The organism is Bradyrhizobium sp. Ken51, from assembly GCF_055807435.1.
Genome location: NZ_JBVVPB010000014.1, coordinates 204,373 through 222,735 on the forward strand (window position 1 = coordinate 204,373; position 18,363 = coordinate 222,735).

Below are 18,363 nucleotides of genomic sequence, written 5' to 3' on the forward strand. Positions count from 1 at the left end.
CAGATCCGCCGTTCATGGCGGAGACCGTGCTCCCTGAGGAGCACGGTCGTTTTCGAAGCCGCCGCTTAGCGGAACAGCGACAGGATGCTCTGGCTGTTCTGGTTGGCGATCGAGAGCGCCTGAACGCCGAGCTGCTGCTGGGTCTGGAGCGCCTGAAGGCGGGTCGATTCCGCGTTCATGTCGGCGTCGACGAGCTGGCCGATACCGCGGTCCACCGAGTCCATCAGGGTCTTGACGAACTCCGTGTTGGTCGCGAGTCGGTTCTTGACGGCACCGAGATTGGCGGCGGCCGAGGCCACCGAGTTGATGCCGGCGGTGACCTGCGCGATGTAGCCATCGAGCGTGGTCTGGTCAGCTGCCGAGTCGGTCAACGCGGAGATGCTCATCGTGTTGATCGACGGAGAGGTCGAACCGGCCGTGTCCAGAATGCCGGTCTGCGTCGAGGTGTAGAGCGAGTAGTTCGCGGTCGTCACGGTGATGGAGCCGATGGTGGGCGTACCGCCGACACGCGAGTACGACGACACCAGGTTGAAGGTGGTCGGCGTGGTGGCGGTCGTGCTCAGCCAGTTGATGCCGTTGAAGGTCGCCGAGTTGGCCTTGAGCTTCATATCCTGCTGAATCTGGGTGATGTCAGCCTGGATCTTGGTGCGGTCGATACCGGCGGTCTTGGCTTCGACCAGCAGCGCCTGGAGCTTGGTCAGGCCGGAGTCCTTGTCACCGATAACCGAGGTCAGAGCGGTATATTCGGTGTCGACGGTCGCAGCCGACAGACCGAGCGAGTCGGAGACGGCGGAGAGCGCGGCATTGTCGGAGCGCATCGACGTTGCGATCGACCAGTAGGCAGCGTTGTCCGAAGCGGTCGAGACGCGCATACCGGTCGAGATCCGGTTCTGCGTGGTCGCGAGCTGCGAGCTAACGTTGCGAAGGGTCTGCAGCGCGGTCATTGCAGACGAGTTGGTGAGGAGGCTAGAACCCATTTTGATGTCCCTTTGGAGATTGAATTAGATTTGGGGACATACCGGACTTACACCGGTACGGCAGGGCGGCGTCATGCCTTTGGGCTGCGCAAAAGCGTCAAGGCCCAACCTGTCGTAACGGCGACGATAGCCCGCGAAGCTTGTGCGGGGCTTGTGGCTCTGTGTCTTTGCCGCAACAAGGCGGCCGAAATTGCGGCGCGCGATGTCACGCCAAAATGAAAGGGCCGCGCCTCGTGAGAAGCGCGGCCCTCCCCAAAATCGTTTGAGGCTTAGCGGAACAGCGACAGGATGCTCTGGCTGCTGTTGTTGGCGATCGAGAGCGCCTGCACGCCGAGCTGCTGCTGGACCTGGAGGGCCGACAGGCGGGTGGACTCCTGATTCATGTCGGCGTCGACGAGCTGACCGATACCGCGGTCCACGGAGTCCATCAGCGACTTCACGAAGTCCGTGTTGGTGGAGAGGCGGTTCTTGACGGCACCGAGATTGGCGGCGGCCGAGGCCACCGAATTGATGCCAGCGGTGACCTGCGCGATGTAGCCATCGAGCGTGGTCTGGTCAGCTGCCGAGTCGGTCAACGCGGAGATGCTCATCGTGTTGATCGACGGAGCGGTCGAACCGGCCGTATCCAGAATGCCGGTCTGCGTCGAGGTGTAGAGCGAATAGTTCGCGGTCGTCACGGTGATGGAGCCGATGGTGGGCGTACCGCCGACACGCGAGTACGACGACACGAGGCTGAAGGTCGTCGGCGTGGTGGCGGTCGTGCTCAGCCAATTGATCCCGTTGAAGGTCGCCGCAGTGGCTGTCGCCTTCATCTGCTGCTGGATCTGGGTGACGTCGGCCTGGATCTTGCTGCGGTCGATACCGGCGGTCTTGGCTTCGACCAGCAGGGACTGGAGCTTGGTCAGGCCGGAGTCCTTGTCGCCGATGACCGTGGTCAGAGCGGTATATTCGGTGTCGACGGTCGCAGCCGACAGACCAAGCGAGTCGGAGACGGCGGAGAGCGCGGCGTTATCAGCGCGCATCGAGGTCGCGATCGACCAGTACGCAGCGTTGTCCGAAGCGGTCGAGACGCGCTGGCCGGTGGAGATGCGGGTCTGCGTGGTGGAGAGCTGCGAGCTCACAGACCGCAGGGTCTGGAGAGCGGTCATGGCAGTCGAGTTCGTAAGCAGGCTTGACATTGCGAATGTCCCTTTATGTACGCGTTACATTTTCACGAGGGGACATACCGGGCTTTCACCGGTACGGAGGGGCGGCATCATGCCTTTGGACTGATGTGGGTGGGGTCCAACCCGCCGTGACGCATTGCTAACATGCCGAATCTTGCGCGCAGATTAAGATCGACTTGAATTGTGCTGTAAAATCAGATGGTTAACGTTACTTATTGCTAACCATAGGCCGGTACTTCTCGCTAACCATAACCATCCGGCCTGGCGCTCGTTGCCGTCAAGAGAACGACCGCACCAGCCCGGAGGCGAGCAGGTTCCAGCCGTCGATCAGCACGAAGAACAGCATCTTGAACGGCAGTGCGAGGATCGTCGGCGGCATCATCATCATGCCCATCGACATGGTCAGCGTCGCCACGATCATGTCGATGACGAGGAACGGCAGGATGATGAGAAAGCCGATCTCGAACGAACGCCTGAGCTCGGAAATCATGAAGGCCGGAATGATGACGCGCATGTCGACGCGCTTGTCATCGAACTTCCTGCGGAAGCTCTCCGCGGCCAGCGATTCGAACGTCTGCAGATCCTTGTCGCGAACATGGGCCAGCATGAATTCGCGGAACGGATCGGTGATCTTCAGATAGGCCTCTTCCTCCGAGATCTCGTTCTTCATTAGCGGCTGGATGCCGGTCTCCCAGGCGCGGTCGAAGGTCGGCGCCATCACGTAGAAGGTCATGAACAGCGCGAGGCTGATCAGCACCAGGTTGGCCGGCGTGGTCTGCAGGCCGAGTCCGGCGCGCAGGAACGACAGCGCCACCGCAAATCGCGTGAAGCTCGTCACCATGATGAGCAGTCCCGGCGCCACCGACAGCACCGTGATCACCGCCATCAGCTGGATGATGCGCCCGCTGGTCGAGCCGTTGCCCGGCGGCAGCAGCGAATTGAGGTCCGGAATCTGGGCCAGCGCCACTTCGGGCAGCACGACCAGGAGCAACGCAAGCAGCAGGACTCTCAGTTTCACTGAATCACCAACGTCTCAATGATCAATTCGCGGATCTTGCCCGAGGAGCGGATATTGGCGCGTTCGGTCAGGTCGTCGCGCAGATGCTGAAGCCCGCGAGATCCCTCGAACTGCGCAACCGTCGCCGAGCGCAGATAGGTGACGATGTCCTCGCTGATATGGGCCGCCAGGATGCCGGCATCCTCGTCGCTCATGCTGTCGGTCACCATGGAGGCTTCGATGCGGGCCCAGTTGTTGGCCGGCGCGCCGAGATTGGTCACGATCGGGGACAGCTTCCTGAGCCGCGCGCTGCCGGCGTAGCTGGAGGCAAGAGGTGGCGGCGTGGCGGTTTTCTTCGCATCCGCGACGCGCTCGGCGGCCGCAAACAGATGCAGGCCGGCAAGCGCGCCCGCGCCGATCGCGATCAGGGTCAGCACCAGGATGGCTGCAATCAGGCGCATGCCGTCCCCTGCCCCCGCGACCCGGCCCGACGGTCGCGCATCTCAGAACGGTGCCACGGCGTCATAGATCCGATGTCCCCATCCAGGCTGCTGCACGTCAGAGAGATTTCCGCGACCGCCATAGGCCACGCGCGCCTCGGCGATCTTGTCGTATGAGATCGTGTTGGTTCGCGAGATATCGCGTGGACGCACGATGCCGCCGACGTTGAGCACGCGCATCTCCGTGTTGACCTTGAATTCCTGCGAGCCGCTGATCATCATATTGCCGTTCGGCAACACGTCGGTGACGATGGCCGCGATCGACAGCTTGATATCCTCTGTGCGGTCGATCTGGCCGTTGCCCTTGATCTGGGTGTTGGTGTTGAGGTTGGCGCTCGTCGAGCCCTTGTCCTGCCATCCCGCAACGTCCATCAGCCAGTCGAGCCCGAACTTGATCTGCGAATCGCGCGAGCGGTCGGTCTTGTTGTCAAGCTTGGCCTTGTCTTGCATCGAGATGATGACTGTCACGACGTCGCCGGTCCGCCGGGCACGGGGATCGCGGTAGAGGTCGGTGCCGTCGTCCCAGGTCGAGCGATAGCTGACGGGCGAGCGCATGCGGGGCGTCACGGGAATCGGATCGGCCTGCGTCCTCAGGCCGCTCCCGACCGGCGACAATCGCGGGCCCGTCAGAACCTCGGCCGGATCAGTGACGCATCCGGCAAGCGATAACAGCGACAGGATGAGGATCAGATTCTTCATCTATTTGGTCTTTCCGTCATCCACGCGACGCATTCCGCCGAGCAGATCGGCGAGGTGCGCCGCGCGCCCCGTCTCCATCTCGTTGAAGATTGCGCTCGAGCTCCTCGGGCTGAGCTTTGCGAGCACGGCCGCAGCCGTCTCGTCCGCCATCCCGGCGATCTGGGTTGCGGCGGCATCCGGCTTCATGCGCGAGTAGATCTCGACGACGCTCGCTTCGGCCTTCTTCAGGAAGTCGTCGCGCAACGCCATCCACTTCTCATATTCGGCGCGCTTGGCCTCGACCTCGGCGATCCGCTCGCGGAGCTGGTTCTCGGCCTTCTCCAGCTCCTTGAGCTGCCAGGCCAGCCTTGCATCGACTGCGGGGTCGGCGACATTGCTGCAGAACAGGGCGACTTCGTTGTCCGCGGTTGCAGCGGCCGGGGGCGGCACCGGCTTCGGCGGCGCCGTGACGCTGCCGGGCTTGGCCGGTCGCGGCGCGGCTGTGGGTGCGGGCGCGGGCTTCTCGGAGGCCGGCACGGCACCCGTGGTCGCCGGTCCCGAATCTTCGGCTGCCCACGCCGTCGCCCGCATCGACGCATTGTCGCTCGGGATCGATGAGATCGGCTTCTGCGGGCCAGGCGCGCGGGCGCGCGCGAAGGACAGCAGGTTGAGCGGCTTCGACGGCTTGGCCTCATCCAGCGCCAGAACGGGCGAAGCGCTCGCGAGCGCGGAGGCCGCGACCAGGAGGAGGAGTTTGGCTTTATGATCCAGCTTCAACATCGGCCCGCGCGAGATTCTCGGTCGAGAGAGCATTGAGCGAGCAAGCTTGCACGGCGCTTACGCGTCATTGCACGATGACATCCGCCTGGAGGGCGCCGGCCGTCTTGATCGCCTGGAGGATCGCGATGATGCCGGATGGTTTCAGGCCGATCTGGTTCAGCCCGCGCACCAGGCGCTGCAGATCGACGCCGCTCAGGATCGCCACCTGCGATCCGGCTTCGTTGGCCTCGACCACTGTCTGGGGCACCACCACCGTTTGCCCCCGCGAGAACGGCGCCGGCTGCGACACCACGGGAAGCTCGGTGACGCGGACCGTCAGATTGCCATGCGTTACGGCAACGGTCGATATCCGTACGTCGCGTCCGATCACCACTGTGCCGGTACGCTCGTTGATCACCACCCGCGCCGGCGTGTCCGGCTCGACCGTCAGCTCGCCGATCTCGGCAAGGAAGCGGACAGGTCCGATGTGGCGCGGCTTCGACAGCACGATGGTGCGGTAGTCGCGCTCGAAGGCGATCTGGGCGCGGTAGCGTCCGCCCGCGTAGCGGTTGATGGCGTCGAGGATTCGCGTTGCGGTGACGAAGTCGGGATTCTTGAGCTCCAGCACGAGGTACTCCATTTCATGGAGACTACCCTGCACCTCGCGCTCAACCAGCGCGCCGTTCGGGATGCGGCCCGCGGTTGGCGTGCCCTGGCTGACGTTCTGGGCCTGGCCCCCGACGCTGTAACCGGCGACCGTGACCGCGCCTTGCGCCACTGCATAGACCGCACCGTCCGCCGCACGCAGCGACGTCATCACCAGGGTGCCGCCGAGCAGCGAGGTCGCATCGCCAAGCGACGACACGGTCACGTCCATGCGCTCGCCCGCACCGATCGAGGGCTGCAGGTCCGCGGTCACCATCACGGCCGCGACGTTGCGCGTGCGCAGCGTCGTCGGACGCGGCGGATTGTTGGTGCTGGTGGTCTCGTTCCGGACATTGATGCCCATGTTCTCGAGCATCGATTGCAGGGACTGCTCCGTGAACGGCGCATTGCGGAGCGTGTCGCCGGTGCCGTTCAGGCCGATGACGAGGCCGTAGCCGACGATCTGGTTTTCGCGCAATCCCTTGATGTCCGCGATGTCCTTGATGCGGACGGCGGCCTGGGCGCTGACGGCGGAAACGAGCAGGACGAGCGCAAGCAGGACTCTGGTCATGACCCGTCCACGACCTTGACCGTGCCGTCCGGCTGGACGACGCCCCTGATGATCACGCCCGTATCGGTGTTTCTTATCGGGATGAGCGCGCCGGGCGCGCCCGATTGCATCGCCGCGCCGTAGGTCACGATCGACAGGCCGCTGTCTTCGACCACGACCTTGACCATCGCGCCGCGGGCGACCGTCCAGGGATCCTCCACCGAGTTGGTCGGGATCGGCTGGCCGGGCAGCAGCAGGCGGCGCGCCATGCGACCGACCAGGACCTGGCGTCCTTCGATGAACATGGCGACGCCGAGCACGTTCCGCGCAAAGGCGCGCTCGGTGATCATGTCGTCCCGGATCAGCTCGCCGGCGCGGATCGAGACGGCTGGCACGGGGAGCCGCTTCTCCTCGGCCGCGGCGAGACGCGCCGAGACGAGAACCAGCAGCACGGCGGCCAACCCGCGCACCATCAAGCCCATCCTGTTCAACATGGATACACCGGAACTAGCGCATGCCCTTCGAGACCGTCTGGGCCATTTCATCCGAGGCCTGGATGACCTTGGCATTCATTTCGTAGGCGCGCTGGGCAGAGATCAACTCGGTGATTTCCTTGACCGGGTCGACGTTCGAGGCTTCGAGATATTGCTGGTTAATCTTGCCGTAGCCAGAATCGCCGGGCAGCCCGACGACCGGCGTGCCGGACGCCGTGGTCTCGCGATAGAGATTGCTGCCCAGCGGTTCGAGGCCAGCCTCGTTGGCGAAATTGGCGAGGTTGAGCTGGCCAATCTGCCGCGGGTTCACTTCGGTGTCCAGCTTGGCGAACATCTGTCCAGTCTGGTTGACCGTGACCTGAACCGTCCCCTGCGGCACCGTGATGGCCGGATCCAGCAGGTAGCCGTCGATCGTGACGAGCTGGCCGTTGGCATTGGTATTGAACGAACCCGCGCGGGTGTATTGCACCTCGTTGTTCGGGCCGAGCACCTGAAACCAGCCGCGGCCGTTGATCGCCATGTCGTAGGGATTGCCGGTCTGGGTGAGAGCACCCTGGATGTGCAGCTTGCGGATCGCCGCCGACTTGACGCCGAGGCCGAGATTGGCACCTTCCGGGATCGGCGAGGAGCCGCTGGTGTTCGCAACGCCTTGCATGCGGTCCATCTGGTAGAACAGATCGGTGAACTCGGCGCGTGCCCGCTTGTACGACGTCGAGTTGATGTTGGCGATGTTGTTCGCGATGACTTCGATGTTGGTCTGTTGGGCGTTCATGCCCGTGGCCGCGATGGCAAGCGATTTCACAGCGTCACTCCTTGATCAGATCGACATCCGAACGACTTCCTGGTAGGCCTGCACGACCTTGTCGCGAACTGCGACGGCCGTCTGCAAGGCCTGCTCGGCCGACATCAGCGCCTCCACGACGCGCCGCGTCGATTCCTTGCCCTGCATCGCCGAGATCGAGGCCGCCTCGCCCGCCTTCAGCGTCCCGATCGCGTCGGTCGTCACCTGCTTCATGACCGATTCGAATCCGACGTCGCCGCCGGACTGGATCGCGGGCGTCGCCGCCGGCGAGATGGCCTGCGTCTCGGTCGCGCGGCTCGCCGCCTGCGCAGTTGAGATCGCGGTGGATGATATTGCCTCAAGCATTGTCAGCTCCTCAGCAGGTCGATGGTCATGCCCAGCATCGACCTCACCTGTTTCACGACCTGGAGATTGGCTTCATAGGACCGGTTGACTTCCCGCATGTCGGCCATCTCGATCATCATGTTGACGTTCGGCAGCTTGACGTAGCCGGCCTTGTCGGCGGCGGGATGCCCCGGATCGTACTCCACGCGGTACGGCGTGGTGTCGACCCCGATTTCCTTGACCTTCGCCAGCTGCGCGCCCGACGCGCGGTCCATCGCGGCATCGAAGGTGATCGTCTTGCGTTGATACGGATCGGCGCCGGCGACGCGCCCCGTCGACGTCGCGTTGGCGAGGTTCTCCGAGACGATGCGCATGCGCGTCGACTGCGCTTCGAGCCCGGAGCTCGCGACCGTCAAGGAGGATTGCAGTGAGTCCAGCATGTCAGTTCACCTCAGGTCTTCGCGCTCGACAGCAGCATGCGGTGAAACGACCGCACGACTGCCGAGTTCATCGAGTAATCGCGACTGACGTCGCTGCCCTTGATCATTTCCTGCTCGAGACTGACGGAGTTGCCGGAGTGAACTACATCCCAGCTGTCCTTCTTCGCGGTCGCCCGCGTGTCGCTTTCGGCAGCGGAGAGCTGCAGGTGCGATGGCGCCGTCGTCGCGAGCCTCACCGGCGTGCCATCGAGCACCTTGTTGAAGGGCTCGACGTCGCGCGCCTTGAAGCCCGGCGTGTTGGCGTTGGCCACGTTGGTGGCGATCGTCGATTGGCGGAGCTCGAGGTATCGCGCCTGCGAGGATGCTAGTTCGAAGAGATAGAGCGGTCCCACGGCAGCACCATTCTGGTTCAGACGGTGTAACCTTAGGGTCGCAAGCTTTCGTCAGGCTGATGGAAGGGACGCCGTCCTCGGAATTCTACTGGACCTTCTCGGACCGCGGCGTCTGCTTGGACTGCAGGAAGTAGATGATCTCGGCGACCGGCCGGAAGAACTCCGCCGGAATCACCTGGTCGACCTGAACCGCCTCGTAGAGCGCGCGCGCCAGCGCCTTGTTCTCGATCACCGGAATCCGGTTCTGCTCGGCGACTTCGCGGATCTTCAGCGCAATTACGTCCATACCCTTCGCCACGACGATCGGCGCCGGATTTTCCTCGCGATTGTAGCGCAGCGCAATCGCGAAGTGGGTCGGGTTCGCGATCACCAGCGTCGCGCGCGATGCGGAAGCGATCATGCGCTGGCGCGAGCGGTCGCGCGCCAGCGAACGCAGGCGCGCCTTGATCAGCGGATCGCCTTCGGCCTGCTTGTGCTCGTCCTTGATCTCCTGCCGCGTCATGCGCAGCTCGCGCCGCCAGTGGAAGCGGGCCCAAGCGAGATCGACCGCGACCAGGACGATGGTCGCGATGCAGATCGCCGAAACGATTCGCATGGCGATGTTGAGAATCATCTCCGGCAGCGCGACCGGATCGGTGTACATCGCCTCGAACGCCTTCGCTTCCGACGAGCGCAGCACGAACACGACGACGATAGTAACCGCAGCGAGCTTGAACAGCGACTTCGCGAACTCGACGAGACCCTGCGATCCAAACAGCCGGCTCCAGCCGCTGAGCGGAGAGATTCGCGACAGATCCGGCGTGATACGCTGGAGCACCAGGCTGGGAGCATTTTGCAACAGCGAGGCTGCGAGCCCGAACGCCGCCAGGGTGACGACCAGCGGCGTCAGGAACCGCAGTGCCTGAAGGCCCACTACGGTGAGGAGATTGAGTGCGTCAGCCCCGGTGCTGAGAGGGAAGCCGTCGGGATCGTCGAGAAAGCCCGTCAGCATCGGCGTCAATTGCTGCACGCCCTGGCCGATCAGAAACATCTGGATCACCATCAGAGCCGCCATCGATGCGAAGATGGAAGCCTCCCGAGAGACCGGGATTTTGCCCTGTTCGAGCGCATCGCGGACTTTCTTCTCGGTCGGCTCTTCTGTCTTGCTCTCCTGATCGGTTGTTTCTGCCATGCCCGTTCAGCGGTCAGCGGAAGACCAGCTCATCCTCCTGCTCGGGGTTGAGCTCGATTTCGCCCTTTTCCGCGAGGTCGAGCGCGAGGTCGGTGATCACGCGCCGCGCCTCCAGCACGTCGCGCTGGTTCGACGGTTCGCCAATGGCGAGTTCGTGCTCGACGACCCGGCGGACGCGCGAGGCGACCGAGGACAGGATCATCTCGCGGAAGTGCTTGTCGGTGCCCTTCAGCGCGATGACGATGCGATCGGTCGGCACCTGGTCGAAGATCATGGTGCGCGCCTTCGGCGTCAGGTTAGTCACGTCGTCGAAGGTGAACAGCAGCTCCTTCAGTACTTCGGCCGACTTCGGCCGCTTCTCCGACAGGCTCTTGAGCATGTCCTCGATGTGTCCACGCTCCATCTTGTTGATGATGTCGGCGACGCGGGCATAGGTGTCCGCGCCGAGGTTGCGGGCGAAGTTCAGCGTCAAATCCTCATGCAGCGTCTTCTCGAGGACCCTCAGGGCGTCGTCGACGATCGGCTTGAGGCTGAGAACGCGCCGCATCAGCTCGTTGCGCAGGCTCGACGGCAGCTGGCTCATGACCTTGGCGGCGCAGGACGGCTTGACCTTGGACAGGATGAGCGCCGCGGTCTGCGGATGCTCCTTGGACAGGTAGCTTGCCAGCGAGTTTTCCGACACCGACGAGACGCGGTCCCACACGGACCGGCTCGAATTGCCGAGCAGGTCCGACATGATGGCCGAGACCTGGTCGGCCGGAAGCACGTCGCCGAGCACGGCTTCCAGGCCACCGAGGGTGCCGAGAATGTTGGCACCCATCGAGAATTGCTGGGCGAACTCCTCGACGATCGCTTCGAGTTCCTGCGCCGTGATCGGCCGCAGCTCGGCCGCGGCCTTTGTAACGGTGCGGATATCCTGCGGCTCGAACTGCGCGAGCACGCTCGCGGCCGCCTGCCGGCCCATGGCGAGCAGGAGTGCCGCGACCTTCTCTGTCCCGCCCAGCGTGGCAACGCCTCGCTGCTTGATGGGAGCCATGCCGACCTGTGCCGCCATGGTCAGGTATCACCCTGCCCCAACGGCCCGACAATCTCGGTGAGGGAGACGCCGAAGCGGGAATTGTCTTCTTCAACCACGACCACCTCGCCGCGGGCGACGACGCGGCCGTTGACGACGACGTCGACGGGTTCGCCGACCCGATGGTCGAGCGGAACCACCGCGCCACGGCCGAGCTTCATCAGGTTCGCCACCGGAATGGTGGCCGATCCCAGCACCACCTGCATCGTCACGGGAATGCGCAGGATGGCATCGACATTGGCGAACTTGCCGGTCTCTTCCGCGGTGCGCGCGGCGATCTCCGCCAGCCGCTCCAACGGAGATGTCTCGGTATGCCCGTCGTCGGACGCCGATGCTGACTCATAATCGAAGGATTGCGCCATCTGGTATCGCCTCTTGGTATTTCCGCTCCCGGAGCGCCGCGACGTTCCGATCGTATCTATTCCGCCGGCTTCGGCTTCAATGCTTGTTCACGTCGGCGCCGCCCGCGGTCGCCGGGGATGCGAGCCCGCTCCTCGCATCGAGCGCCGCGATCGCCTCGTGGGCCTGATCGATCTTCGTGCTCAGCACGTTGGCGAGCCGTCCGAGATTTGCGGTGGAATCATGCGCCGCGGTGATGACCGTGTCGAAGGCGCCCGCCGTCTCCTGGACGATGGTCGAGAACTCGCCCTGGTAGCTGCGCAACCGCGCCAGCTCGCGATGCATCCTGGTCACCCGCATGCTGGTGAAGGCGAGCGCAATCAGCAGCACGGCATCAACGAGATAGGATATCATCGACGAACTCCCGTTTCTGATCGACGGGATCTGCCACCTGCATGGCGTAATAGCCATCAAGCTGGCCGATCTGACACCAGAACAGCACCTGGTTGTTGCTCTCGAGCCGAGCCAGCGTGCGCGGCGTGGCTTCGAGTTCGAGCACCTGCCCGACCTGGAACTTCACGACATCGCCGAGCGAAATCATCTTCTCGTCCAGCACCGCGCTCAGCGTCACCTCGGTGCGGTGAACCTCGGTCTCCATCTGCTCGCGCCAGCGCGGATCGGCCGCGCGGCCGTCGCTGACGACGACGGTCGCGAGCTTCTGCCTGAGCGGGTTGAGCGCGGAGTGCGGAATGATGAGGAACATCTGGCCGCCGCGGTAGAGTGCCTGCAGCATGATGTTCGCGCAGATCGACATGTTGCCGCTCCGCCCGATCGCCAGCGACGCCATCGCGGTCTCGACCCGCTCCACGCGGAAGGTGACGTTGGAGGTGCCGGCGAAAGCGGATTGCAGCGCCTTGGCGAACCGCTCGAACAGCGCCTGGACCAGGCGGATCTCGATGTTCGAGAAACTGCGCTCGACGTCGAGCGGCGGTTCGGCGCCGTCGGAGCCGAACATCGCCTCGACCATGGTGAACACGAAGTCGCGGTCGAGCATGATGATGATGCGGGAATCCCACTGCTCGGCATAGAGCACAGCCGCAACCGCATTGGCCTCGTAGTCCTTGATGATGTCGCCGACACGGTCGTTGGTGATGCCGTTGACTGAAAAATAGCACGGCGTTCCCGCTATCGGCTGCAGGCTGTCCGTGCACGATGCCGCCATGCGATCGAAGATCACATTGAGCATCGGCATGCGCTCGATCGAGATGCCGGCGGCGTCCAGCAGATAGTTCGGCAGCGGTTTGCGCTGATCGACGTCGAGGGCTTCCATCATGATGCGCGCGCAGCCTTCGGTTCAACCTCGGTCACAACAGCCTTGGGGCCCGCGATCGTCTCGTTCTCGACGACGTCGATCGAGGGCCGCTCGGGGCTCGCGATCATCTTGCGGCCGTGCTCGACGGCAATCTGCGGCATGGCGCCGTTCATGAATGCCAGCAGCGTCTGCTTGACGATGATGTAGGGCCGGCAGCGCTTCTCGCGCGTCATCTTCACCTTCATCGCGAAGGGCGAAATGATGCCGTAGGACAGGAAAATACCAGCGAAAGTGCCGACGAGGGCGGCGCCGATGAAGCCGCCCAGCAGCTTCGGCGACTGGTCGAGCGCGCCCATGGCCTTGATGACGCCGAGCACCGCGGCGACGATGCCGAGCGCAGGCAGCGCTTCCGAGACCACCACCAGCGCGTGGTAGGGCGCCAGCTTGCTCTTCACGATGGTGTGGATCTCCTCGTCCATCAGCGCTTCGATCTCGTGCGTTCGCGCGTTACCCATGATGATGAGGCGGACGTAATCGCAGATGAACTGGAGCAGCGACGGATCTCCGAGCACGCTCGGGAACGCCTTGAAGATCTCGGAGGACGCGGGATCGTCGATATGCGCCTCGACCTCGTTGCGGCCCTTGCCCCGCAGCTCCCGCATCAGCGCGTGCAGTGCACCGAGCAGATCGAGATAGTAGCGCTGACCGGGCACCGCCCCCGTCACAGCCTGCACGCAGGCAAGCCCGGTATCCGCGACCGTCTTCCAGGGATTGGCCATGATGAAGGTGCCGGCCGCGGTGCCCATGATGATCACGAACTCCCACGGCTGCATCAGCACGCCCAGATGCCCGCCCATGGCGGCGAATCCGCCCAGCAGTGCCGCTACCGTGATGACGATCCCCACGAAACTGCCCAACGCGCCGCTCCATCACCGATCCCATCGGGAATATCTAGTCGGCGAGCCTTGCGCGAGGCTGGCTTCCCCCTCGCCAGCCTCGCGCAAGCGATTCACGGCAGCTTGGGACGACGTCGCGAGAGCGGCCAGAGGGGCGCGTGTCATGCTATCCACCATCGCGGACTACACCAGACTGACCAAGGACATGGGCAAGTCGCTGACACAGGTCGCGACGCAGCCGGACGTCAGCCGCGACACCGATTATTTCCTCAGCCACATCGGCAACGTGAAGACCATCGACGACTTCCTGAAGGACTATCGCCTCTATTCCTACGCGATGAAGGCATATGGCCTCAGCGACATGACCTACGCCAAGGCGTTCATGCGCAAGGTGCTGACCGAGGGTATCGCCGACAACAAGACCTTCGCCAACAAGCTGACCGACACCCGCTACCGGCAAATCGCCGCAGCATTCAATTTCGCCGCCCTCGGCGACAAGGCGACCCAAACCGCCGCGGCCACGACTGGCACGGCGACCCAGTTCGTCATGCAGACGATGGAGGAGAAGGCCGGCGACCAGAACGAGGGTCTGCGGCTGGCGCTCTATTTCACGCGCAAGGCCTCCACGATCACCAATTCCTACCAGATCCTCGCGGACAAGGCGATGACGCAAGTGGTCCAGACGGCGCTCGGCCTGCCGTCGACGGTCAGCTCGGCTGATATCGATGCCCAGGCCAAGATGATCGCGAGCAAGATCAAGCTGACCGATTTCCAGGACCCGGCCAAGGTCACCAAATTCGTGCAGCGCTTCGCGGCGCTGTGGGATGCGACCCAGGCCCAGAGCGATAACTCGACCAACCCGGCGCTGGTCCTGATCGGCGGCGCCACAACGTCGATCGGCATGGATACCAACGTGCTCACGACACTTCAGAACATCAAGTTCAACAGGTAAGTCATGCAATCGGCCCTCTATGTAGGATTGTCGGCGCAGGTCGCCCTCGAAAAGCGCCTCCAGACGATCGCCAACAACGTCGCCAACGTCAACACGGCGGCGTTCCGCACCGACGTGGTGAAGTTCGAGACGGTGCTGTCCAAGGCGGGCGCGAACCCGGTCGCCTTCTCCTCGCCCGGCGACAACATCATCTCGCGCGAGATGGGCAGCATCACCGAGAGCGGCAACCCGCTCGACGTCGCCGTGGTCGGACAGGGCTGGATCGCCTTCGCCGGTCCGAACGGCACGGTCTATACGCGCGACGGTCGCTTCCAGATCGCCGCCAACGGCGACCTTCAGACCGTGTCCGGCTTCCCCGTCATCGATTCCGGCGGCGCGCAGATCACCCTGGATCCGAACGGCGGACCGGTCTCGATTGCGCGGAGCGGCGCGATCACCCAGGACAACAACGAGATCGGCACCATCGGCCTGTTCAACATTCCCGCGGACGCCAATCTCGACCGCTACGGCAATTCGGGCGTCACGCCCGACCGGCCTGCGACCGCCATCGCCGACTTCTCCCGCGACGGCTTCAAGCAGGGCTATGTCGAAGGTTCCGGCGCCAATCCGATGATGGAATTGACGAAGCTGATCGCGGCCTCGCGCGCCTTCGACGGCACCAATTCGATGATCGAGGGCACCGAGAGCTCGCTCCAGAACGCAATCCGGACGCTGGGCGAACCCGGCAAATAGACTGCGCGCCCCGCGCGCAATGAGGTTGGACGGTTTCCTTGAACGCTCTTCGGCAACTTGAGTGGGCGCTGCTGGAGCTTCAGCAGAGCACTCCCCTGGCAAGCGTCAGCGGCGCGATCTCCGAGATCGCGTCGACGCATTTCCGCGTCTCCGGCCTGTCGCGCTTCGTCAGGCTGGGCGAACTGATCGGCGTCAACTCCGGCGGCAAGCCCCAGATCGGCGAGGTGGTGCGGATCGACAGCGAGGGCATCATCGCCAAGCCGTTCGACCGGCAGTTCGCCGGCGGCCTCGGCTCCGTCGCCTACCGGATGCCCCCCATGTCCTTTGCGCCGGATCCGAGCTGGAAGGGCCGCGTCATCAACGCGCTCGGAGCGCCGCTGGACGGACAGGGCCCTCTCGCCCCCGGGTCGCGTCCGGTCTCGGCCGAGGCGGAGGCGCCTTCGGCCATGAAGCGCGCGCGGGTCCACAAGCCGCTGCGCACCGGCGTACGCGTCATCGACCTGTTCGCCCCGATCTGCGCCGGCCAGCGCGTCGGCATCTTTGCCGGCTCCGGCGTCGGCAAATCGACGCTGCTTGCGATGCTCGCCCGCAGTCAGGGTTTTGACACCGTCGTGCTGGCCCTGGTCGGCGAGCGCGGCCGCGAGGTGCGCGAATTTATCGAGGACGTGCTGGGCGCCGACCGTCACCGCGCCGTCACGATCGTGTCGACGGGAGACGAGAGCCCGATGATGCGGCGACTGGCGCCGAAGACGGCCATGGCGGTTGCCGAATATTTCCGAGACCGGGGCGAATCGGTCCTGCTCATGGTCGATTCGATCACCCGCTTCGCCCACGCCGCCCGTGAAGTCGCGCTCGCCGCGGGTGAGCCCGCGGTCGCGCGCGGCTACGCACCCACCGTCTTCACCGATCTGCCGCGCCTTCTGGAGCGCGCCGGACCTGGTGAGGAGGGATCCGGGACGATCACCGGGATTTTCTCCGTGCTGGTGGACGGCGACGATCACAACGAGCCGATCGCCGATACCATCCGCAGCACACTCGATGGACACATCGTGCTCTCCAGGCACATCGCCGACCAGGCGCGTTACCCGGCCGTGGACGTTCTGGGTTCGGTCTCCCGCCTCGCCCATAACGTCTGGGACCCCGAAGAGCGCGAATTGGTGAGCAAACTGCGCGCCATGATCGCGAAATACGAGGACACGCGCGACCTTCGCCTGATGGGCGGATACCAGGCGGGACGTGATTCGGGGCTCGACCAGGCGGTCGACATGGTCCCAAGAATCTACGGCGCGATGCGGCAGGACGCTTCGGCTCCGCCAAGCGCCGATCCGTTCCGCGAGCTGCGGGACATGCTCAAGGGCGACTAGCAAGTCTCAGCTTGAGTCGGCGAGGCGCCCCGCGATCGCACCCTGCTCGTGGTTTTCGACAGGCGCTTGCGCATGTAGCCACGCTTGCCGCGCATGCGCGACCATCTCTGGTTTCCGCCGCGATCGCCTCCGCCGTTCGGGTGAGAAAATCGCGCAGCCGCGCCGAATGCGACTAAACGGCGATTCCTCGATTCGGTCCGGACAACCGCCGCGTGTAATTCCTGTGAGTTCCCTCAGACAATCCTTGGCAGAACGCACAAGTTGTGGATGACATGCCGACGCACATCGTCGTCATGCACAAGCTTCGACCAACTTGCATCAACGACAGCCAACAACGTGCCGTGCAATAAAACCGTCGCATAGTCACGTGCATGTTGCTCGTGGGACAGGGTATTGCGTTCACCATCATGTGTCCCCGAAGTGCGAGATTGTCTTGAACGTTACATTCGCCTGCGACGACATCCTGTCTCAGAGAGGGTCTCTACTTGATTTTGTTGAGAAGCTCATTCATCGTTTCGTCGAACATAAGAAACGTCTGCGTGTGACTTGAACCTTAGGGGCTTCGGTTGAACTACTCCGATCCATCGTCTGCTGGCGACGGCTATTCGGGCTCCCGTGCGACGACGCCGCGAATGGCATACCAACAGCAACACCGCTTCCCGCGTCATAACCTGCAGTGCCCATCCGTCCATGTCGGGCGCCAGGCAGGCCGTGCCTTCACGCGAGAGAAGAGCACGGTGCATGTGTCGGATATCGCGGTCGGTACGACTTCTCGCAAACGGCTCGTGCGCAACGACGGAAGGCGGCTCCGGGGCGCCGCAAACGTGACTCCCGGGGCAAGGTAGGAATTCATGCCATTGGCAAGAGAAGCCGTCGAGCTGCTGGTTCAGGCGGCGAGGGCTTGGTATTTCGAAGGCAATCAACATGGGTTGCGCGACCGGGAATGGATGGCGCTGCGCTTTCTCGGCCGCGCCAACAGGTTTTCGCGTACGCCGTCCGCGCTTGCCGGCTTCATCGGCGCCACCAGGGCGACCGCATCGCAGATCGTGAAGACGCTGGAGGGCAAGTCCTTCCTGGTGCGAAAGCCGTCGCACGAAGACAAGCGTTCTGTCGTGCTGCACGTCACTGCGCAGGGCGAAAAGTGCCTGAGCCAGCACGATCCGATCAATCACGTGCTGAACGCGGTCACGGCGCTCGGACCCGACGAGTGCGTCAGGCTTCGCGATTCGCTGCGCGAGATCCTCAATCACCTCGACGCGGCACATCAGCGGCTCGATGCCAGCATCTGCCGGGACTGCATGTTTCTCGCCGAACGCGGGCCGGGTACCGGCAAGGGACGCGCTACGGCCGAATTCATGTGCCGCCTGTATCGCGCCCCGGTTTCGCTGGATGAGACCGAACTGCTCTGCACCAGTTTCGAGCGCACCCGCGACCGTCCCAAGATCGAGGAGCATCTCGACCGCGCGCGCGTGGCGAACCAGGGGTGAGGCACGCGTGATTTCCGCGCGCGGAGCTTGCGCTGCGGACAATTTCGTCTCTCATATCCCGGACAAGCTGCAGCGCGAAGCCTTGCAGCGCAGAGCCGGGATCCAGATGGCGACACGGTCCCATGTCGCGACATGGGCCCCGGCTCTCCAGCGTACCGCAAGAGCGCTGCGCTGCGTCCGGGGCACGGGAGCGGAGTGTGGCACACACTCTCTCCACATCGTCATTGCGAGCGCAGCGAAGCAATCCAGAATCCCTCCGCGGCGGCAGACTGGATTGCTTCGCTGCGCTCGCAATGACGGAGTATGAGGCG

At 64.0% G+C, this 18,363-nt stretch carries 22 protein-coding genes; 4 read left to right on the forward strand and 18 right to left on the reverse strand.

Features of this window, described 5'->3' with window-relative positions:
• Positions 1-65: 65 nt before the first annotated feature.
• The 18 genes from AC0L27_RS23720 to motA form a co-directional block, all read right to left on the reverse strand.
• Positions 66-977: a flagellin N-terminal helical domain-containing protein gene (locus tag AC0L27_RS23720; RefSeq protein WP_275169374.1), complete on the reverse strand. Its 912-nt coding sequence runs from the start codon at positions 975-977 to the stop codon at positions 66-68.
• A 269-nt stretch (positions 978-1,246) separates the two neighbouring features.
• A complete protein-coding gene (locus AC0L27_RS23725) occupies positions 1,247-2,155 on the reverse strand; it encodes a flagellin N-terminal helical domain-containing protein (RefSeq protein ID WP_275169375.1) in 909 nt (302 codons plus the stop codon).
• Positions 2,156-2,420: 265 nt separating this feature from the next.
• A complete protein-coding gene (gene fliP, locus AC0L27_RS23730) occupies positions 2,421-3,161 on the reverse strand; it encodes a flagellar type III secretion system pore protein FliP (RefSeq protein WP_007595877.1) in 741 nt (246 codons plus the stop codon).
• The gene (locus AC0L27_RS23735) at positions 3,158-3,601 is read right to left on the reverse strand and encodes a flagellar basal body-associated FliL family protein (RefSeq protein ID WP_275169376.1); all 444 of its coding nucleotides are present in this window, start codon (positions 3,599-3,601) and stop codon (positions 3,158-3,160) included. The genes fliP and AC0L27_RS23735 overlap by 4 nt, the downstream gene beginning before the upstream one ends.
• Positions 3,602-3,643: 42 nt before the next feature.
• Positions 3,644-4,339, reverse strand: coding sequence for a flagellar basal body L-ring protein FlgH (gene flgH, locus AC0L27_RS23740; protein ID WP_275169377.1), 696 nt, complete (start codon positions 4,337-4,339; stop codon positions 3,644-3,646).
• Positions 4,340-5,098, reverse strand: a complete 759-nt coding sequence (locus tag AC0L27_RS23745; protein ID WP_275169378.1) for a MotE family protein — start codon at positions 5,096-5,098, stop codon at positions 4,340-4,342. It lies immediately after the preceding gene.
• A 64-nt stretch (positions 5,099-5,162) separates the two neighbouring features.
• A complete protein-coding gene (gene flgI, locus AC0L27_RS23750) occupies positions 5,163-6,293 on the reverse strand; it encodes a flagellar basal body P-ring protein FlgI (protein WP_275169379.1) in 1,131 nt (376 codons plus the stop codon).
• Positions 6,290-6,766, reverse strand: coding sequence for a flagellar basal body P-ring formation chaperone FlgA (gene flgA, locus AC0L27_RS23755; RefSeq protein WP_275169380.1), 477 nt, complete (start codon positions 6,764-6,766; stop codon positions 6,290-6,292). The genes flgI and flgA overlap by 4 nt, the downstream gene beginning before the upstream one ends.
• 13 nt (positions 6,767-6,779) lie before the next feature.
• Complete coding sequence (flgG, locus tag AC0L27_RS23760; protein ID WP_007613959.1) at positions 6,780-7,568, reverse strand: flagellar basal-body rod protein FlgG; 789 nt, start codon at positions 7,566-7,568, stop codon at positions 6,780-6,782.
• Positions 7,569-7,583: 15 nt separating this feature from the next.
• Positions 7,584-7,913 carry a flagellar hook-basal body complex protein FliE gene (gene fliE, locus AC0L27_RS23765; protein ID WP_219681287.1) on the reverse strand — a complete coding sequence of 110 codons (330 nt, stop codon included), beginning with the start codon at positions 7,911-7,913 and terminating at the stop codon, positions 7,584-7,586.
• Between the two features lie 2 nt (positions 7,914-7,915).
• Positions 7,916-8,332: a flagellar basal body rod protein FlgC gene (gene flgC, locus AC0L27_RS23770; RefSeq protein WP_063995056.1), complete on the reverse strand. Its 417-nt coding sequence runs from the start codon at positions 8,330-8,332 to the stop codon at positions 7,916-7,918.
• Positions 8,333-8,343: 11 nt separating this feature from the next.
• Positions 8,344-8,724: a flagellar basal body rod protein FlgB gene (gene flgB, locus AC0L27_RS23775; protein WP_354204985.1), complete on the reverse strand. Its 381-nt coding sequence runs from the start codon at positions 8,722-8,724 to the stop codon at positions 8,344-8,346.
• Positions 8,725-8,809: 85 nt separating this feature from the next.
• A complete protein-coding gene (gene flhB, locus AC0L27_RS23780) occupies positions 8,810-9,895 on the reverse strand; it encodes a flagellar biosynthesis protein FlhB (protein ID WP_275169382.1) in 1,086 nt (361 codons plus the stop codon).
• 13 nt (positions 9,896-9,908) lie between these two features.
• The gene (locus AC0L27_RS23785; RefSeq protein ID WP_007595897.1) at positions 9,909-10,949 is read right to left on the reverse strand and encodes a flagellar motor switch protein FliG; all 1,041 of its coding nucleotides are present in this window, start codon (positions 10,947-10,949) and stop codon (positions 9,909-9,911) included.
• A 2-nt stretch (positions 10,950-10,951) separates the two neighbouring features.
• A complete protein-coding gene (gene fliN / locus AC0L27_RS23790) occupies positions 10,952-11,332 on the reverse strand; it encodes a flagellar motor switch protein FliN (RefSeq protein WP_007613969.1) in 381 nt (126 codons plus the stop codon).
• A 76-nt stretch (positions 11,333-11,408) separates the two neighbouring features.
• Complete coding sequence (locus tag AC0L27_RS23795) at positions 11,409-11,723, reverse strand: hypothetical protein (protein ID WP_275169383.1); 315 nt, start codon at positions 11,721-11,723, stop codon at positions 11,409-11,411.
• Positions 11,704-12,642, reverse strand: coding sequence for a flagellar motor switch protein FliM (locus AC0L27_RS23800; protein WP_245446762.1), 939 nt, complete (start codon positions 12,640-12,642; stop codon positions 11,704-11,706). Before AC0L27_RS23800 ends, AC0L27_RS23795 begins: the two co-directional genes overlap by 20 nt.
• Entirely contained in the window at positions 12,639-13,538 is a 900-nt protein-coding gene (motA, locus tag AC0L27_RS23805; RefSeq protein WP_007613972.1) for a flagellar motor stator protein MotA, read from the reverse strand. The genes AC0L27_RS23800 and motA overlap by 4 nt, the downstream gene beginning before the upstream one ends.
• Positions 13,539-13,680: 142 nt before the next feature.
• Here motA and AC0L27_RS23810 point away from each other — a divergent pair, with 142 nt between their 5' ends.
• From AC0L27_RS23810 to AC0L27_RS23825, 4 genes are all read left to right on the forward strand, one after another.
• Positions 13,681-14,469 carry a DUF1217 domain-containing protein gene (locus AC0L27_RS23810; RefSeq protein WP_354204981.1) on the forward strand — a complete coding sequence of 263 codons (789 nt, stop codon included), beginning with the start codon at positions 13,681-13,683 and terminating at the stop codon, positions 14,467-14,469.
• Positions 14,470-14,472: 3 nt separating this feature from the next.
• Positions 14,473-15,201: a flagellar basal-body rod protein FlgF gene (gene flgF / locus AC0L27_RS23815; RefSeq protein ID WP_473320514.1), complete on the forward strand. Its 729-nt coding sequence runs from the start codon at positions 14,473-14,475 to the stop codon at positions 15,199-15,201.
• A 38-nt stretch (positions 15,202-15,239) separates the two neighbouring features.
• Positions 15,240-16,565: a flagellar protein export ATPase FliI gene (gene fliI, locus AC0L27_RS23820; protein WP_354204979.1), complete on the forward strand. Its 1,326-nt coding sequence runs from the start codon at positions 15,240-15,242 to the stop codon at positions 16,563-16,565.
• A gap of 851 nt (positions 16,566-17,416) precedes the next feature.
• Entirely contained in the window at positions 17,417-18,052 is a 636-nt protein-coding gene (locus AC0L27_RS23825) for a MarR family winged helix-turn-helix transcriptional regulator (RefSeq protein WP_275169387.1), read from the forward strand.
• Positions 18,053-18,363: the final 311 nt, after the last annotated feature.

Coding starts and splice junctions, on each gene's coding strand:
- AC0L27_RS23720 (WP_275169374.1), bottom strand. CDS start 977: ATGGGTTCTAGCCTCCTCACCAACTCGTCTGCAATGACCGCGCTGCAG.
- AC0L27_RS23725 (WP_275169375.1), bottom strand. CDS start 2,155: ATGTCAAGCCTGCTTACGAACTCGACTGCCATGACCGCTCTCCAGACC.
- AC0L27_RS23735 (WP_275169376.1), bottom strand. CDS start 3,601: ATGCGCCTGATTGCAGCCATCCTGGTGCTGACCCTGATCGCGATCGGC.
- flgH (WP_275169377.1), bottom strand. CDS start 4,339: ATGAAGAATCTGATCCTCATCCTGTCGCTGTTATCGCTTGCCGGATGC.
- AC0L27_RS23745 (WP_275169378.1), bottom strand. CDS start 5,098: ATGTTGAAGCTGGATCATAAAGCCAAACTCCTCCTCCTGGTCGCGGCC.
- flgI (WP_275169379.1), bottom strand. CDS start 6,293: ATGACCAGAGTCCTGCTTGCGCTCGTCCTGCTCGTTTCCGCCGTCAGC.
- flgA (WP_275169380.1), bottom strand. CDS start 6,766: ATGTTGAACAGGATGGGCTTGATGGTGCGCGGGTTGGCCGCCGTGCTG.
- fliE (WP_219681287.1), bottom strand. CDS start 7,913: ATGCTTGAGGCAATATCATCCACCGCGATCTCAACTGCGCAGGCGGCG.
- flgC (WP_063995056.1), bottom strand. CDS start 8,332: ATGCTGGACTCACTGCAATCCTCCTTGACGGTCGCGAGCTCCGGGCTC.
- flhB (WP_275169382.1), bottom strand. CDS start 9,895: ATGGCAGAAACAACCGATCAGGAGAGCAAGACAGAAGAGCCGACCGAG.
- AC0L27_RS23785 (WP_007595897.1), bottom strand. CDS start 10,949: ATGGCGGCACAGGTCGGCATGGCTCCCATCAAGCAGCGAGGCGTTGCC.
- fliN (WP_007613969.1), bottom strand. CDS start 11,332: ATGGCGCAATCCTTCGATTATGAGTCAGCATCGGCGTCCGACGACGGG.
- AC0L27_RS23795 (WP_275169383.1), bottom strand. CDS start 11,723: ATGATATCCTATCTCGTTGATGCCGTGCTGCTGATTGCGCTCGCCTTC.
- AC0L27_RS23800 (WP_245446762.1), bottom strand. CDS start 12,642: ATGATGGAAGCCCTCGACGTCGATCAGCGCAAACCGCTGCCGAACTAT.
- AC0L27_RS23810 (WP_354204981.1), top strand. CDS start 13,681: ATGCTATCCACCATCGCGGACTACACCAGACTGACCAAGGACATGGGC.
- flgF (WP_473320514.1), top strand. CDS start 14,473: ATGCAATCGGCCCTCTATGTAGGATTGTCGGCGCAGGTCGCCCTCGAA.
- AC0L27_RS23825 (WP_275169387.1), top strand. CDS start 17,417: ATGCCATTGGCAAGAGAAGCCGTCGAGCTGCTGGTTCAGGCGGCGAGG.